This window comes from Methylobacterium sp. AC315, assembly GCF_979253755.1.
The window spans coordinates 74,373-89,655 of record NZ_CEEDEA010000017.1 but is presented as its reverse complement, the minus strand read 5'-3'; the positions used below and the strand labels follow the sequence as shown (position 1 = coordinate 89,655).

Here is a 15,283-nt window from a genome sequence, read left to right as displayed (position 1 = left end):
GCGCCGGGCGCGCTGGGTCATCAGCTTGTAGTTGTCGCGTACCGCCTTGTCGGCGACGCCCCGCCCGGTGGTGCTGAAGGCCCCCTCCGAGGACGGGGTGATCGGGCCGGAGCTCCAGCTCAACGGCATGTCCGGCACCCTGAAGCTGGAGCGGGCCGGCACCGCCGTCACGGCGCGGATCAAGCTGCCCGGCACCAAGATCTCGCAGCCGGCGGAATCCTGCACGGTGCCGCTCGCCAACGGCAACCCCATTACCCTGTCCTCCGAGGGCAAGCCCGAAGGCGCGCCGCGCTTCGAGGCTGCCGGGGCCGAGTGCCCGCTGCGCTTCGACGTGGTCGAAGGCGGGATCCTGGTCACGTCGCTGGGCCAGGGACCGATCTGCACCTTCTCGAATGCCGATTGCGCGACCACCCCCGTGGGGCTGTGGGGGCCGGCGGGCGCTAGCCTGATCCCCCGGGCCGGGGAGTTCGACACCGGCCGGGGCGTCGCCGACAAGGCGGTACGCGACAACTACAAGCTGATGACCCAGCGCGCCCGGCGCGAGGACGTGCGCCCGATTGTGAGCGAGCAGGCGGCCTTCTCGGCCGACCGGGAGCAGCTCTGCCGCAACTACGCCCGCGAGGGCACGCACGGCTTCTGCCACCTGCGGGTCACCGAGAACCGGGCCCTGGCGCTCGCCACCCGCCTGGGCGCCAACACGGCGGTTCCGACCGCCGCGGCGGCCCCGCGCCGGTCCCGGCCCAGGCCCGCCGCGGAGCCGGCCGTCGACGGGGTGAACCCGGACACCGCCGGCGAGATGCCGCCGGAATAGGGTCAAGATCCGGTCGGGCCCGGCCGTGCGAAGGGCTGCTTGCGACCCAACGCAGCCGCCCGAACCGCCGTCGGCGCTTCCCCAAAGCGGTCATCAATCGGCGGCCCTTCAGTTGTGGGCCGCGGTGATATCGAAAGTCGTTGCCACGGCTGACCATCACCGAACGACCAGTCCTCCTTCTCGACAAAGACCATGTTGATCATGATGTCGTCAGGTCGGACCCCCAATTTCGATTTCAGGTCGCCGGCAACGAAGCGTTAGAAGGCGAGCTTGGTGTCGTTCTTGTTGCCGGCAGGGCTCGTCACCTGGATCAAAATGGAGTTCGGAGACCGGCCGAAGCCAACACATTGCGGATCATAGACAAGATTATCGGCTTTGTGCTCGCCGATAAATACGAAGCGGTCGCCATCAGGCGCTTCGAGGATGTCGACGATGCCTTGATCGACGATGTCCGCCACGGCAGCGCGGTACTCGGGGCTTTTCCCCGCGATCAAATCGATACGTGCAAAAGGCATGATGACCGCCTCGGGCAGGATTGCGGTCGGCCCCCGGCCGGGGCCGACCACTGGGCGCTCACGTCCGGTTGTCGATCTCCGGCACACCGCTGCTCCTGTCCGCATAGGCAGCGATGAAGGTCGGCCGGGACTGCCAGCGCCGCCAGAAGGCATCGAGATGCTCGAAGCGCTCATCGAGCGGAGTGGCGTTCACCGGGAACTTGGAGAACGCGATCGCCGTCGCCAGCGTGATGTCCGAGAACGTCGGTTGATCGCCTCCCAGCAGCCACGCACGGCCGTCGGCGAGATGCCGATCGACGAGCCCGGCATGCGCCAGTGCCACCTTGCGGGAATGCTCGCCCCAGGCCGGATTGCTGGTCAGTTCGAGCTTCGGGCCCAGGCCCTGATGCAGGACATGGAATGCGGTGACGATGGGATAGAGGATGTGCACCCACACCCGGTTGTCCCACATCTGATCGAGGCCGCGCTCGTGCGCCGTCTCTCCCATGATCTTGCGGCCTTCGAACGTGTCGTCGAGGTAGCGGGCGATGGCGGAGGTCTCGCTCAAGTAAGAGCCGTCGGCGAGCGCGAGGGTCGGTGTCTCGCCCCAAGCGTTCATCTTCAGGTGCTTCCAACCGCGCGGCTCGCCGACCGGTGACATGTCGTAGACCGTCTCGTCGAAGTGATCGGCGATGCCCTTCTCGTGCATGAAGATCCGCAGACGCTGCGGGTTCGGGAAGGCCGAGGGTGAGGTGAAGAGCTTGAGCTTGTCGGGCATCGTCGTCGCGCCTTCCTGAAGAGCTTGCCTGTCTGTCAGATGACAGATTGCAAGCTAAGACCGGCGTCTTGTGCCGTCAACCCCTGTCTGCCATATGACAGGTGGAGGTTGAGAATGGCAGCGACGTTGAAGAGGGATGTGCGTGAGGCGATCCTCGTGGCCGCGAGGGAAGCAGCGATGGCCTATGGATACGGCGGTATCAATTTCCGCGACCTCGCGGAGGCCGTTGGCATCAAGGCCGCCAGCATCAACTACTACTTCGCCAATAAGGCCATCCTCGGCGAGGCAGTCGCACGCCGCTATTGGGAAGACATTGCCCGCGCTCTTGAAGCTATTTCAACGGATGCGCAAAGCCCGATGGACGCGCTGCGGCAATATCCTGGCATTTTTCGCCTCTCTCTGGAGCGCAACAATCGCATGTGCCTCAGCAGCTTCATGGCGACAGAGTGTGACGCGTTGCCTGAGCAGGTCCTGAAGGAGGTCCAGTCTTTTGCAGACGTCAATACGGCCTGGCTACGCGAGCAGCTGGTTGCCGCGAAACTCGTTGAGCCAAAGGACGGGGAGACGAGAGCCCGTGCCATCTATGCTGCTGTGGCCGGAGCTCAGATCATCGCTCGAAGCCGTTCGGACGTAAGTCTGTTCGACTCGTTGGTGAGGAGCTATCAAGAGGCGGGACTCCTGCCGAACTGATCGAAAGCCCGCACGAAGAGAAGGGCCGCTTCCAAGCCCTGCCGCTCAGAAGCAGATCGGCGGAAATCCACCCTCAACGGATCGGCGCACGGTCAAGCCGATTGGGTCTGAACCCGGGAGCATCGTCCCGGACATCGGAACCGGCACGACGCACCAGATCCGTGTTCTCGCACCGTCGTGTTCCGAAAGCCGGCAGCCGCCGTTCGGGCCGACGAGTCAGGCCCGCCCGGCGGTCATCGACAGCATGGCGGGGTCGATGCCGTTGGCGCGCAGGGCCAATTCGTACTTGGCGTCGAGGTCGGTGTCGAAGATCAGCGCCGGGTCGGCCGGGCAGTTGAGCCAGCCGTTGGCCATGATCTCGCTCTCGAGCTGCCCCGCCTGCCAGCCGGCATAGCCCAGGGCCAGCACGGCGCTGGCCGGGCCCTCGCCGCTCGCGATGGCGCGCAGGATCTCGACCGTGGCGGTCAGGCAGATGCCGTCGTCGATGATCAGCGTCGATTGCTGGATGTGGAAGTCGTCGGTGTGCAGCACGAAGCCGCGCCGCCCCTCCACCGGGCCGCCCATCAGCACCGGCATGTGCCCGACCCGCTCGCGCAGCCGGATCGCGTCCGCCTCCGGGGCGACGTCGAGCTGCACCAGCAGGTCCGGCATGCTGATGTCGGTGGCCGCCTTGTTGACGATGATGCCCATCGCGCCGTCGGCCGAATGGGCGCAGACGTAGATCACCGAGCGGGCGAAGCGATCGTCGGCCATCCCGGGCATCGCCACGAGGAACTGGCCGTCGAGGAAGCTCGAGCCGGTGAGCGCGGATTGCGCGGGCGAGGCTGGGTTCGACATGCGCGTATGCTACGCGGCCCCCTCGCCTTGTCCAGCGGACAAAGCGCGCGCCGCCCCGGCACTACCCGGCTGGAAAGGCGCTGTCGAATCTGCGGGCGGATCGCTATATATCCTCGCCCCCGGGCATTGGAATTTGCACAGGCCTGATCTGGCCGCGAGAAGGAGGCGTCCCATGACGGACGCTGCATCCCCGGCTGCCTTCGACATCGAGGCACAGCGCGCCCAGATCCAGCGGGCGCAGGAGGAGACGGGCAAGTTCGTCGCCGAGCAGCGCAAGCTGATGGCCGAGGCAGCCAAGCTGGCCACAGAGCAGCTCAAGATGTCGGCCGAGGCGGCCAAGCTCAGCCGCGACCGGGCGCTGGCACCCTGGCAGGTCGCGCTCTCGGGCATGGCTGCCGGCGCGGCCTTCTTCGGCGCCGGCGCCGCCTTCATCAAGCTCCTGGGGCCTTGAGCGCGTCGGCGCCCGACCGTCCTCGACAGGCGCGGTCCACCACGCTAGGTCAGCCGCGATTGTTCAGCGCGCGATCGGAGCGCGCAGCAACGAGGGACCCGCGATGATTCAGGTCGGCGATCACCTGCCCCAGACCACCTTCCGGGTGACTGGCCCCGAGGGCCCGCTCGCCCGCACCACAGACGACGTGTTCAAGGGCCGCCGCGTGGTGCTGATCGGCGTGCCGGGCGCCTTCACGCCGAGCTGCCACCGCAACCACCTGCCCGGCTTCGTCTCGAAGAAGGACGAGATCACGGCCCGCGGCGTCGACGCCATCGCGGTCACCAGCGTCAACGACGTGTTCGTGATGGACGCGTGGTCGAAGGCCAGCGATGCCGAGGGCCTGGAATTCCTGGCCGACGGCAACGCCGACTTCGCCAAGGCCATCGGCCTGGAGATGGACGGCACCGGCTTCGGCCTCGGGATCCGCTCCAAGCGCTATTCGATGCTGGTCGAGGACGGCGTGGTGAAGATCCTCAACGTCGAGGAGACCCCCTCGAAGGCCGAGGCGTCCGGCGCCGAGGCGCTGCTCAAGGTCCTCTGAGGCCATCGGGGCTTCGCGCCCCGATACCTCGCCGAAGGGCCTCGGCCCTTCTGGATCTCGGAACCCGCCCCCGCTACGCCCGGTGCGCGCCGGCGAGGTCGATGTCGTCCAGCGCGTCGTGGTGCAGGAGCAGCACGCCGGTCGCCGCGGCCAGGCGGCGCGCCGCCGGGGTGAAGCCGGCATTCGACACCACCGCGGCCCGGTCGCCGGCCCAGTAGCGCAGGGCGGCCGCCGCCTCCTGCACGGCGGCGTTGCCGACGGGCTTGGCCAACCGCTTGCACTGCACGATCAGCCGGAGCCCGTCGCGCACGGCCACGATGTCGGCGCCCTGGTCGCCGGTCGGCGGGGTCCGGTGCGCCCGCCAGCCCGCCCGGGCCAGGCGGTCGGCGCAGTAGCGCTCGTAATCGATCCCGTCGCCCGGCGCCTCGTCCTCCTCGGGCAGCGCGATGGCGGCGGCCTCCGCCTCCACGATCGCCAGCATCCGGGCGCGCTCCGACTCGGCGAGGTCGGCAAACCGCGGCCCGACCTGCGGCAGGACGGTGCGGTCGAGGAAGTACGCCCGCTCCCGCAGCCAGCCATCCTCGATCCGGTTGCCGTAGGCGTCGGAAAAGCTCTCCTGCCGCCGTCGCAGCGCCAGGGTCTCGCCGTGGGCCCGGGCGATCCGGCGCACCCGGGCCCGGAACCGGCGGGGCCGTCCGAGGTGGCGCCCGAGGACCAGCACGAGGGCGAGCCCCGTGGCCGCGAAGGCCGGCGGTCCGTACCAGAGCCCGAGCGGGCAGCCGATCACGGCCGTCCAGAACAGGCGGGCGACGGGGTTGGGCTTGCCGGGCATCGGATCTCGGGTCGCGGATGAGCCCGCCGACCCTGGCAAGCGCCCCTTGCCCGATGCTGAATCCCGGCGGGAAAGCTGTGGACGCCGGCCCGCGGGCCTAGCCCGTCTGGCCCTTCCGGCGCTGGTGGCCGAGCCCCATGCTCTTGGCGAGGCTCGAGCGCGCGGCGGCGTAGTTCGGTGCCACCATCGGGTAGTCGGGGGCGAGCCCCCACTTCTCCCGGTAGGCTTCGGGCGTCAGGTCGTACCGGGTGCGCAGGTGCCGCTTGAGCGACTTGAACCTCTTCCCGTCCTCCAGGCACACCAGGTAGTCGGGCTGGATCGAGCGCCGCACCGAGACCGCCGGCCGGAGCTCCTCCACCGGCGGCGCCGGCGGCTGGCTCAGCCCGTGCAGGGTGGCGTGGACCGCGGCGATCAGCCCGGGCAGCTCCGGCACCGGCACCGGGTTGTTGCTCACGAAGGCCGACACGATGCCGACGGACAGCGTCAGATAATCCAGGTCCTCTCCGACCGTGGCGTCCATCCCGAAACCTCCCGTCGCTTCGTCTCGGCCGCCATCGTTCGGCGTGTGCCGGCCGGAATCTGTGTCTATCGAGGCTGATACAGGCCTATAAAGCGGCAGGTACTATGATGTGATCAATATAAGGGCAAGACCAATTTATAAGCGATCACAACAGCCATCGTGATAGCAGCCTGCATTGTCGGATACTGTACAAAGCCGGCTCATCCCGTGGCGGCCGGCGCGGATCCTGCGCGGCATCGGTGCATCCGGGCGTTGCACCTGCGGGAGATTGTGCCATCTGGTAGGGCGGCGGGCGCGCCGTGGCACGCCTTGCCCAAGCGCGTCACCCAGGCGAGGGCCCCCATGCGCGCGCACAGATTCGGGCCTTCGGCGCCGTGAGCACCTACCGCTTCGACAAGCTCCTGGCGCCGCGCTCGGTCGCGCTGGTCGGCGCCGTGGCCCGCGAGGGCTCCCTCGGGCGCAGCGTGCTCGACAGCCTGCGCCGGGCGGGGTTTCCCGGTGCGATCCTGCCGGTCCAGCCGGATCACGAATCCGTGGACGGCCTGCCCTGCGTGCCGCGGGTCGCCGACCTCACCGTGGTGCCGGACCTCGTGCTGATCGCGGTACCGCCCGCGAGCGTGCCCGAAGTGGTCGCCCAGGCCGCCGCGATCGGTGCCGGGGCGGCCGTGATCCTCACCGCCCGGCTCGGCCGCGGGCCGGACGATCCCGGGCCGGTGGCGCACCGGATCGCCCGCGCGGGGGGCCTGCGCCTGCTCGGCCCCGACAGCGCCGGCCTCGCGGTGCCCGCCGCCAAGCTCGATGCCAGCCTGTTCGCCCACGCCCCGGCGGCGGGGGACCTGGCGCTGGTCTCGCAATCCGGCACGGTGGCGGCCGCCATCGTCGAATGGGCCGCCCGGCACGGGACGGGCTTCTCCGCGGTCCTGTCGCTCGGCAGCGTGCTCGATATCGGCGTCGCCGACTGTCTGGACCATTTCGCCGCCGACTACCGCACCCGGGCGATCCTGCTCTGCCTCGACCGCGTGGCCGACGCCCGGCGCTTCATGTCCGCGGCCCGGGCCGCCGCCCGCGCCAAGCCCGTGGTGGTGCTCCGCGCCGGCCGGCACCGGCCGGACACGCGGGCGGCCGTGACCCATACCGGCGCGCTCGCCCGGCCGGACGCGGTCTATGCCGCGGCCTTCCGCCGGGCCGGCCTGCTCGCCGTGCCGGATCTCGACGCGATGTTCTCGGCGGTCGAGGCCCTGGGGCGGCAGCGCCCGTTCCCGGGGGACCGCCTGGCGATCCTCACCAACGGCCGCGGCATCGGGCTGCTCGCCGCCGACCGGCTGACCGACCGCGCGGGCATCCTGGCGGAGGTCCCCGAGGCCGAGGGCCGGCCGGCCGGCAATCCGATCGATCTCGGCATCGATGCCGGCGGCCCGGCCTTCTCGGCCGCCCTGGCGCCGTTGCTGGCCGACCGGAGCAGCGACGCGGTGCTGGCGATCCACGTCCCCACGGTCCGGTCGGATGCCGGCGCGGTGGCCGGGGCGATCGCCGAGACGGTCACCCGCGCCCGCGCCGGCCAGACCCGAAAGAAGCCGGTCTTCGCGGTGTCGCTGGGCGATGCCGAGGTGGCGCGCGCCGCCTTCGCGGGGGCCGGGATCCCGCATTTCGCCACCGATTCCGAGGCGATCGAGGGGTTTTTGCACCTCGTGCGCTATCGCGAGGCGCAGGACGACCTGATGCGCACGCCGGATTCGCTGCCGCGGGATTTCTCCCCCGACACGGCCCGGGCCCGCTCGATCGTGGCCGCCGCCCTGCGCCAGGGGGCGGCCTGGCTCGACCCGGTCGCCGTGAACGGGCTGCTCGAGGCCTACGGCATCCCGACCGTGCCGATCACCCTCGCCCCCGACCAGGATTCCGCCGCGACCGCGGCCTGGCCGATCATCGCGGCCGGCGGCACGGTGGCGCTCAAGGTCGTCTCGCCCGACGTGGTGCACAAATCCGATATCGGCGGCGTCCGGCTCGACCTCACCAGCGAGGCCGACGTCCGCGATGCCGCGCGCAGCATCCTCGCGCGCGCCCGGCGGGAGCGGCCGGACGCCCGGGTCACCGGCTTCGCGGTGCAGCCGATGGTCCGGCGGGGCCAGCGCCGGGAGCTGATCGCCGGGCTCGCCGAGGACGCGGTGTTCGGGCCCGTGGTGGTGTTCGGCCGAGGCGGCACGGCGGTGGAGGTGATCGACGACCGCGCGCTCGGTCTGCCGCCCCTCGACCTCGCGCTCGCCCGCGATCTGATCGGCCGCACCCGGGTCGCCCGGCGCCTCGAAGGCTACCGCGACGTGCCGGCCGCCGACCTCGGGGCGATCGCCCTGACCCTGGTGAAGCTGTCCCAGCTCGCCGCCGACCTGCCGCAGGTGCGCGAGCTCGACATCAACCCGCTCTTGGCCGACGAGACCGGCGTGCTGGCGCTGGACGCCCGGGTCCGGATCGGCCGCGCGGAGCGGGGATGCCAGGGCCGCGGCCACCCGCGCTTCGCGATCCGGCCCTATCCGGCGGAATGGGTCCGCACCCTCAACCTCAAGGACCGCACGATCCGGGTGCGCCCGGTGCGCCCCGAGGACGAGGGCCTGTTCCTGGCCTTCTTCAAGGGCCTCGACCCGGAGGACCTGCGGCTGCGCTTCTTCGGGCCGGTGCGCGAGTTCAGCCACGCGTTCCTCGCCCGGCTGACCCAGCTCGACTACGCCCGGGCCATCGCGTTCGTGGCCACCGAGGTCGATCCGCAGGGCGGCGAGCGCATGCTCGGCGCCGTCCGGCTGCACGCCGACGCCAACCACGAGAGCGGCGAATACGCCATCGCGGTCGGCCGCGACGCGCGGGGCACCGGCCTCGCCTTCGCGCTGATGCGCCTGATGATCGACTGGGCCCGCTCCGAGGGCGTCGGCCGGGTCGAGGGCATGGTGCTGGCCGAGAACCGCCCGATGCTGGCGGTCTGCCGCCGCCTCGGGTTCAGCCAGGGGCGGGACCCGGAGGATCCGGGCCTGGTGCAGGTGAAGCTGGAGCTTGGGGTGGGGTAGGAGGCGGCATCCGAGAAGGATGTCGATTTCGGAAAAGGTGCTCGCAGGACGAAACACCTGCGTCGTTCCGGGGCGCCGAAGGCGAGCCCGGAACCCAGGGACGCCGACGGTGCAAATGCTTGAGCTGTCAGCGGTTATGGATCCCGGGCTCCGCTTCGCGGCCCCGGGATGACGGGGCGGGCCATCAAGCGCGCCCTGTCACGAATCGTCGTCGCTCGGATGTTGCGGACGACCGACCGGATCAGCTTCAGCGGGGCGGCTGCAGCGCGTCCGGATTGCCGCCCTCCGTTGCCGGCTTCACAACCGTCGCCTTGCTGACCGACGGCTTGGCGGCGACGGGCTTCGCCGTCGCTGACTTGGCTCCCACCGGCTTGGACACCGCCGGCTTCGGAGGCGTTGCCGCGGCTGGCTTCGGCGTCGCTACAGGCGGCACAGCGGCGGCCGGCGCGATCGCCCCGGTTGAGGCGGGCTCGGTGGCCGGCGTGTCGAGGTTGTAGATGTCATCGCGAAAATGCGCCGTCCCGTCCGGTGTGGCGTAGCCCGTCAGGTACACGAAGGTCACCGGCACCGGCTTGACCAGCTTGATGTCGCGGCGCTCTCCGTCGGCGATGCCGGTCTCGATCTCGATCGGCCCCCAGCTCGTGCCGGGCCCGTTGGGGCCGTCGGTGCCCTGCAGCAGCCAGCCGACCAGCTCCTTCACCTGCCCGACCCGGACGCAGCCGTGGCTGTGGAAGCGCACGTTGGCGGCGAACAGGGACTTGGCCGGCGTGTCGTGCATGTAGACGGCAAAGCGGTTCGGCATGTCGATCCGCACCTGGCCGAGCGAATTGTCGAAGCCGGAATCCTGGCGCAGCGTGTAGGCCGCCGCCTTGTTGCCGGCCCAGTCGATCCGGGTCGGGTCGACCTCGCCGGCGGGGCCGAGCATGCGGATGTGGTTCCGGGCGAGGTAGCCCGGGTTCTTGCGCATCTGCGGGATGATCTCGTTCTTCACCACCGAGGCCGGCACGGTCCAGGTCGGGTTGAAGTTGATGTCGGTGATCCGGGTCTCCACCGTGGGTGTCGCCTTGTCGGGGGAGCCGACCACCGCGACGTAGCGGCGTGCCACCACGCCGTTCTCCACCGCCTCGACGATGGCCGAGGGCACGTTGACCACGACGTAGCGCTCGCCGAACGGGAATTTCGAACCCATCAGCCGGGCCGCCGAAGCCGCGAGCTGGCGCTGCCGGGTGGCGGCCGGCACGTTCAGGGCGTTGATCGTGAGCCGGCCCAGGATGCCGCTGTCGGGCAGGCCGTGGCGGCCCTGGAACGCCGCGATCGCGGCCACCAGCGGCGGGTCGAGGCGGTCGCTCGGCGGCGCGTCTACGGGCAGGTCGCCGGTGAGCGTCAGGTGGTGGCGCAGCGACGGGATCGCCGGGCTGCGCTCCCCGGGCTTCAGCCGGATCAGGTCGTCGGGCAGCCGCTCCCAGCCGCCGGCCTCCGCGAAGGCGGCGTAGCGGTCGGCCACCTTCAGCGTGTCCAGGAAGGTGCGGGCGGTGAGCGTCGGGGTCGGGTCGGTGGAGACCTTGGCGTAGACCAGCGGCGCCGGCTCGCGCGGTTTCTTTGGGGATTCCGGCGGCTTGACCTCGGAACTTTTGGCTTCGACCGGCCGGCTCTCGGGCGTCTTCGCGTCGGACTTCACTTCGGCCTTCGCGTCGGTCTTCGCGTCGGCCTTCACTTCGGCCTTCGCGCCTTGGGCCCTGGGCTCCGGACTCTTCACGGGTTCCGGGGCCGGCGGCACGGCGACCGGGACGGCGAGCGGCGGGGGGGCCGCCGCCGCCGCGGGTCCGGCCGGGGCCGGGGCGCCCTGCGCCAGCGCGGCCACGGGGCCGCCGAGCAGCGCCAGCACCGAGAGACCGGTGCCGAGGCGAGCGGGAAGGCGGAAACGGGTCGGGACCATACGCAACACTCCCGACGGCGCCCGGGACGGCGCGGTCGGGCGGGATGATGGAGCGGTACGGTTACCAATCTCCTCCGGTGAATCGCCCCTGGCGGCGGGGCCCGTTCACCATCCCCCGAGGGGGATCGCTTCCGGACCCGGGGGCGGATATCGATTCGCGCGGAAAAGGCGCACCCTGCCGGGCCGTGCCGTGAAGGACGATCAGCCGCCGCCATGCCGGAGTCCGGATCCCAGCGCACCGGGGATGTCCCGATCACGATGCCCTATCTGCCCCAGCTCGACGGGGTGCGGGCGCTCGCGATCCTGATCGTGTTCGCGGCCCATTGCGGCTACAGCCACGTGGTGCCGGGGGGCTTCGGCGTCACGGTGTTCTTCTTCCTCAGCGGCTACCTGATCACGACGCTGCTGCGGATCGAGCGCGCGCGCGCCGGCGGGGTGTCGCTGTCGGCCTTCTACCTCCGGCGCAGCCTGCGGATCCTGCCGCCGCTCTACCTGACCCTGCTCGCCGCCGGGGCGCTCTACGCGGCGGGGCTCCTCGACTGGATGCCGGTCGCGCCGGCGGCCGTGCTCGGCCAGGTGCTGTTCCTGACCAACTATCCCGGCCTGTTCGGCACCGAGGCGGTGCTGCCGGTGCCGCTCTGGAGCCTCGCCATCGAGGAGCATTTCTATCTGGTCTTCCCCCTGGCCTACGCCCTGTGGCTCGGGCGCCTGCAACCGCGCCGGGCGGCGCTGGCCTGCCTGGGGCTCTGCGCGGCGGTGCTGGCGATCCGCTGCGTCAACGTCTGGCGGCTGCCCGATTACAGCCTGAACTATTCCTGGACCCACACCCGCATCGACGCGATCCTGTTCGGCTGCTGCCTCGGCCTGTGGAACAACCCGGTGATCCCGGGGGACCGCGCCTGGCGGCCTCAGGCCTGGCACGTCGCCGCGAGTCTCGGGGTGATCCTGCTGACCCTGGCCGTGCGCGATCCCGCCTTTCGCGAGACCCTGCGCTACACCCTCCAGAGCGCGGCACTGTTCGTGCCGTTCGCCTACCTGCTGCACGGCGAGGGCCGGGCGGTGCGGTGGCTCGCGGCCCGGCCGATGCGCCAGCTCGGCCTGTGGTCCTACAGTTTCTACCTGGCCCACATGGCCGTGGTGGCGGGGGTGCTGCACCAGGCGCCGGCCCTGCACGGGTTCTGGCTGATGCTGGCGGCCTTCCCGCCGACGCTGCTCTGGTGCTGGGCGATGTACGGGCTGGTCGAGCGCCCCTGCGCCCGCTTGCGCCGAAGGCTTCTGGCCGATCACCCGCCGGAGCCGACCCTGTCTGAGGGCGGGCGTCGCACCCGCGTCACCCCCGCCTGAGTCTGTCGCGCGCGGCGGCATGGTCCGGGGCGGCCTGGAAGCTGTCCAGCATCGCGTGCCAGAGCGGCTTGCGCCGGAACTGCGCGTCGAGCGGCAGCGCCCGCTGGGGCAGGCCGTCCGGCCGCTTGCGGTTGGGGTGGTCGTTCAGCCACGTGTCGGGGTCGTAGATGTCCCAGGTGAGCACGTCGAGCAGGGCGGGCTCGGCCAGGACCACGTCGAGGTAGCGGCGGGCGAAATCCGCCACCCTGCGGTCGCGGCTCGCCACGTCGGACGGGAACGCCCTATCGTCGATGTCGAGCTCGGTGACCGCGATCCCCAATCCCATCTGGCCGATCTCGTGCAGGAAGCGCCGCAGCTGGCCCTGGTCGATCGGGACCGTGCTGGTGAGGTGCGATTGCAGGCCGAACCGCCGGATCGGCACGCCGCGCGACCGCATCGCCTCGAGCTGGCGCAGCACCTTGGTGCGCTTGGCCTCCATCCAGGGCGCGCCCTGCTCGACCGCGTCCTCGTTCCAGGTGCCGGCCGCGGCCGGGTCGGTCTCATGCAGGATCCGGAAGGCGCGGTCCACGTAGCCGGGCCCCATCGCGGCGAGCCAGGGGGACTCGCGCAGGCCCCCGCCCCGGTCGGGGTCGGCCTCGTTGCCCAGGATCTCGTTGACCACGTCCCAGGCGACGATCTGCCCCCGGTAATGGCCGGCCACGGTCTCGATCCAGCGCCGCATGAAATCCTCGGCCTGGACGGGGCTCGCCCGGCCGAGCAACGGCGCGACCCAGGGGGGCAGGGCCGCGTGCCAGACCAGGGTGTGCCCGCGCATCCGCTGGCCGTTGGCCCGCGCGAAGCGCAGGATCGCGTCGCCGCGGGCGAAATCGGTGCGCCCGGGGGCGGGCAGCACCTCCTCCATCTTCATCTCGGTGCCGCAGACCAGGATCCCGCACTCCCGGGCAACCGCCTGCCGGTACGCCGGGGTCGATTCGAACCGGTGGAACGGCACCTCGCAGCCATACGTCAGCCCCTTGGCGGCGGCGGCCGCCTGGAGGCTGTCGGCCGACCAGGACGGCCTGCCGAGGGGCCCGAAACCGGACGGCGCGGCCCGCGCCATTGTGGCGAGGCCGGCGCAGGCGGACCCCGCAAGGAGCGCGCGGCGGCTCGGCGGGCCGGAGGGTGGGGTCATGCCGGGTTCTCGGTTGGGGGGTACGACACCCCGTCAGTCGGGGCGCCGCAGGCGAGCCCGGAATGACACGGTGGGTGAGCCTGCGCCGCGGGCATTATCAACGCCCGGAGGAATAACATCTCTTCATCCGATCGCCCTGGTCGGCAAGGGCGCCGGCAACGGACCGATCGCACCTTTTCCAACTCGCCTTCGGGCCCGACTCGCCCCATCTTCGGGGCGCCATCCAGCCGAGGACCGACCCATGAGCCAGCATCCCGCCATCAGCCCAGGGCGCAGCGCGGTCGTCACCGGGGCGGCGAGCGGCATCGGGCTCGCGGCGGCCAAAGCCTTCGCTCGGGCCGGCATGAACGTCTGGCTCGCCGACCTGCCCGGCCAAGCCCTCGACGACGCCCGCCGCGCCGTGGCCGAACTCGCCGCCGTCGAGGTCCGGGCCTTGCCCACCGACGTCTCGGACCGGGAGGCCGTGGAGGCCCTGGCGGCCCATGTCGCCAAGGCCGCCCCCCCGGCCGTGGTGATGCTGAACGCCGGGATCGAGGCCGGCGGAACGCTGTTCTCCGACGCCGAAACCTGGACCCGGATCCTCGCCACCAACCTCGGGGGCGTGGTCAACGGCATCCACGCCTTCGCGCCCGGCATGATCGCGGGCGGCCAGCCCGGTGCGGTGATCGTCACCGGCTCCAAGCAGGGCATCACCACGCCGCCCGGCAACGCGCCCTACAACGTCTCCAAGGCAGCCGTGAAGGCGGCCACCGAGGCGCTGGCCCACGAGCTGCGCACCCGCGAGGGGTGCCGAACCACCGCGCACCTGCTGATCCCGGGCTTCGTCTATACCGGCCTAACCAAGGCCCGCGGCGTCGCCGAGAAGCCGCCCGGCGCCTGGACGCCGGAGGAGACCGTCGCCTTCATGCTGGAGCGGCTGGAGGCGGGCGATTTCTACATCCTCTGCCCCGACAACGAGACCACGAGGGCGCAGGACGAGAAGCGCATCGCCTGGGCGGCCGGCGACATCATCGAGAACCGGCCGGCGCTCTCGCGCTGGCATCCGGATTTCTCGGAGGCGTTCAAGCGGTCCATGGCGGAGTGAGCGCCGCCGTCGTTGCGGACGCAGCGAAACGACCCGGGGCTCCGCGACGCAGGGCGCTGTCGCGCGCGAACGGACCCAGAAGCGTCCTGAACATTCGTTCCGGGGCGCGGATGCGCCGGTCGTTGCATCCCCAACGCCGGTTCGATCGAGGGGGGACGCTGCGCCGCGCTGAGCCCCGGGTCGCTTGGCGGCTCTTGCGGTGGCGGCTTCGGCCCGGGGATCCGGACACGTGACGCCAGCCTACGGAAACCGCCCGGACCTGAACAACGCCTGAGGGACGAAGTCACGTCTCCGTCAACTTATAAGCGTCACACCTGGGGCACGGCCGGTCGCGGCATCGCGGCCGGCGAGGCACAGGAGGACATCGATGTTCACCAAGACCGCACGCCTACGCCTGGCGGCCGCCGCACTGGCACTCGGGGGGATCGCCCTCGGAGCCCCCGCGATGGCCGCGCCGCTCGGCCTCGACACCGGCCTGCACCAGGGCGCCGGCGACATCGTGGATGTCCAATACGGCTACGGGTACGGCCATCGCCACGGCTTCGGCCCGCGTCACGGCTTCGGACCGGGCTTCCGCGGCCACCACCACCACGGCTGGGGGCGCGGCCACCATCGCGGCTGGGGCCATCGCGGCGGCTACGGTCATCACCGCCACGGCGGCTGGGGCCACCGTCACGGCCACGGCCGCTGGTGAGGCCGGGG

13 protein-coding genes and 2 pseudogenes are annotated in these 15,283 nt (G+C 71.1%); 8 read left to right on the top strand and 7 right to left on the bottom strand.

The window, feature by feature from the left end; genetic code table 11:
* Positions 1-52: 52 nt before the first annotated feature.
* Positions 53-811: pseudogene (locus tag AC0IY0_RS22600) on the top strand (hypothetical protein); the annotation flags it as partial.
* 2 nt (positions 812-813) lie between these two features.
* Here the strand turns inward: AC0IY0_RS22600 and AC0IY0_RS22595 are convergent.
* Positions 814-1,326, bottom strand: a pseudogene (locus tag AC0IY0_RS22595) (tautomerase family protein).
* 58 nt (positions 1,327-1,384) lie between these two features.
* On the bottom strand, positions 1,385-2,083 hold the full coding sequence (locus AC0IY0_RS22590; protein WP_471765607.1) for a glutathione S-transferase family protein: 699 nt from the start codon (positions 2,081-2,083) through the stop codon (positions 1,385-1,387).
* 114 nt (positions 2,084-2,197) lie between these two features.
* On the opposite strand from AC0IY0_RS22590, the gene AC0IY0_RS22585 reads away from it, so the two are divergent.
* A complete protein-coding gene (locus AC0IY0_RS22585) occupies positions 2,198-2,773 on the top strand; it encodes a TetR/AcrR family transcriptional regulator (protein ID WP_471765606.1) in 576 nt (191 codons plus the stop codon).
* A 216-nt stretch (positions 2,774-2,989) separates the two neighbouring features.
* Here AC0IY0_RS22585 and AC0IY0_RS22580 read toward each other — a convergent pair whose 3' ends face one another.
* Positions 2,990-3,610 (bottom strand): YqgE/AlgH family protein, encoded by a 621-nt coding sequence (locus AC0IY0_RS22580; protein ID WP_147910517.1) that lies wholly within the window; start codon positions 3,608-3,610, stop codon positions 2,990-2,992.
* A gap of 172 nt (positions 3,611-3,782) precedes the next feature.
* Between AC0IY0_RS22580 and AC0IY0_RS22575 the strand changes: the two genes are divergently transcribed.
* Positions 3,783-4,061, top strand: a complete 279-nt coding sequence (locus tag AC0IY0_RS22575; RefSeq protein WP_147941468.1) for a hypothetical protein — start codon at positions 3,783-3,785, stop codon at positions 4,059-4,061.
* Between the two features lie 103 nt (positions 4,062-4,164).
* Positions 4,165-4,644, top strand: coding sequence for a peroxiredoxin (locus AC0IY0_RS22570; RefSeq protein ID WP_147910519.1), 480 nt, complete (start codon positions 4,165-4,167; stop codon positions 4,642-4,644).
* Positions 4,645-4,717: 73 nt separating this feature from the next.
* On the opposite strand, the gene AC0IY0_RS22565 is transcribed toward AC0IY0_RS22570, so the two are convergent.
* Both AC0IY0_RS22565 and AC0IY0_RS22560 read right to left on the bottom strand, forming a co-directional pair.
* Positions 4,718-5,476, bottom strand: coding sequence for a restriction endonuclease (locus AC0IY0_RS22565; protein WP_471765605.1), 759 nt, complete (start codon positions 5,474-5,476; stop codon positions 4,718-4,720).
* Positions 5,477-5,573: 97 nt separating this feature from the next.
* On the bottom strand, positions 5,574-5,996 hold the full coding sequence (locus AC0IY0_RS22560; protein WP_147941466.1) for a Ros/MucR family transcriptional regulator: 423 nt from the start codon (positions 5,994-5,996) through the stop codon (positions 5,574-5,576).
* Between the two features lie 374 nt (positions 5,997-6,370).
* On the opposite strand from AC0IY0_RS22560, the gene AC0IY0_RS22555 reads away from it, so the two are divergent.
* Positions 6,371-9,046, top strand: a complete 2,676-nt coding sequence (locus AC0IY0_RS22555; protein ID WP_147910522.1) for a bifunctional acetate--CoA ligase family protein/GNAT family N-acetyltransferase — start codon at positions 6,371-6,373, stop codon at positions 9,044-9,046.
* A gap of 247 nt (positions 9,047-9,293) precedes the next feature.
* Here the strand turns inward: AC0IY0_RS22555 and AC0IY0_RS22550 are convergent, their stop codons facing one another.
* Positions 9,294-10,982 (bottom strand): L,D-transpeptidase family protein, encoded by a 1,689-nt coding sequence (locus AC0IY0_RS22550; protein ID WP_471765603.1) that lies wholly within the window; start codon positions 10,980-10,982, stop codon positions 9,294-9,296.
* A gap of 213 nt (positions 10,983-11,195) precedes the next feature.
* Between AC0IY0_RS22550 and AC0IY0_RS22545 the strand changes: the two genes are divergently transcribed.
* Positions 11,196-12,326, top strand: a complete 1,131-nt coding sequence (locus AC0IY0_RS22545) for an acyltransferase family protein (protein WP_471765601.1) — start codon at positions 11,196-11,198, stop codon at positions 12,324-12,326.
* Here the strand turns inward: AC0IY0_RS22545 and AC0IY0_RS22540 are convergent.
* Positions 12,313-13,497 (bottom strand): endo-1,4-beta-xylanase, encoded by a 1,185-nt coding sequence (locus tag AC0IY0_RS22540; RefSeq protein WP_147910257.1) that lies wholly within the window; start codon positions 13,495-13,497, stop codon positions 12,313-12,315. The genes AC0IY0_RS22545 and AC0IY0_RS22540 overlap by 14 nt on opposite strands.
* A gap of 241 nt (positions 13,498-13,738) precedes the next feature.
* On the opposite strand from AC0IY0_RS22540, the gene AC0IY0_RS22535 reads away from it, so the two are divergent.
* Entirely contained in the window at positions 13,739-14,581 is an 843-nt protein-coding gene (locus AC0IY0_RS22535) for an SDR family NAD(P)-dependent oxidoreductase (protein WP_147941175.1), read from the top strand.
* A 367-nt stretch (positions 14,582-14,948) separates the two neighbouring features.
* Positions 14,949-15,275 carry a hypothetical protein gene (locus AC0IY0_RS22530; protein ID WP_147910259.1) on the top strand — a complete coding sequence of 109 codons (327 nt, stop codon included), beginning with the start codon at positions 14,949-14,951 and terminating at the stop codon, positions 15,273-15,275.
* Positions 15,276-15,283 lie beyond the last annotated feature (8 nt).

Excerpts from the sequence above, each read along its gene's own strand:
- AC0IY0_RS22590 (WP_471765607.1), bottom strand. The coding sequence starts at position 2,083 with ATGCCCGACAAGCTCAAGCTCTTCACCTCACCCTCGGCCTTCCCGAAC.
- AC0IY0_RS22585 (WP_471765606.1), top strand. The coding sequence starts at position 2,198 with ATGGCAGCGACGTTGAAGAGGGATGTGCGTGAGGCGATCCTCGTGGCC.
- AC0IY0_RS22580 (WP_147910517.1), bottom strand. The coding sequence starts at position 3,610 with ATGTCGAACCCAGCCTCGCCCGCGCAATCCGCGCTCACCGGCTCGAGC.
- AC0IY0_RS22575 (WP_147941468.1), top strand. The coding sequence starts at position 3,783 with ATGACGGACGCTGCATCCCCGGCTGCCTTCGACATCGAGGCACAGCGC.
- AC0IY0_RS22570 (WP_147910519.1), top strand. The coding sequence starts at position 4,165 with ATGATTCAGGTCGGCGATCACCTGCCCCAGACCACCTTCCGGGTGACT.
- AC0IY0_RS22565 (WP_471765605.1), bottom strand. The coding sequence starts at position 5,476 with ATGCCCGGCAAGCCCAACCCCGTCGCCCGCCTGTTCTGGACGGCCGTG.
- AC0IY0_RS22560 (WP_147941466.1), bottom strand. The coding sequence starts at position 5,996 with ATGGACGCCACGGTCGGAGAGGACCTGGATTATCTGACGCTGTCCGTC.
- AC0IY0_RS22550 (WP_471765603.1), bottom strand. The coding sequence starts at position 10,982 with ATGGTCCCGACCCGTTTCCGCCTTCCCGCTCGCCTCGGCACCGGTCTC.
- AC0IY0_RS22545 (WP_471765601.1), top strand. The coding sequence starts at position 11,196 with ATGCCGGAGTCCGGATCCCAGCGCACCGGGGATGTCCCGATCACGATG.
- AC0IY0_RS22540 (WP_147910257.1), bottom strand. The coding sequence starts at position 13,497 with ATGACCCCACCCTCCGGCCCGCCGAGCCGCCGCGCGCTCCTTGCGGGG.
- AC0IY0_RS22535 (WP_147941175.1), top strand. The coding sequence starts at position 13,739 with ATGAGCCAGCATCCCGCCATCAGCCCAGGGCGCAGCGCGGTCGTCACC.
- AC0IY0_RS22530 (WP_147910259.1), top strand. The coding sequence starts at position 14,949 with ATGTTCACCAAGACCGCACGCCTACGCCTGGCGGCCGCCGCACTGGCA.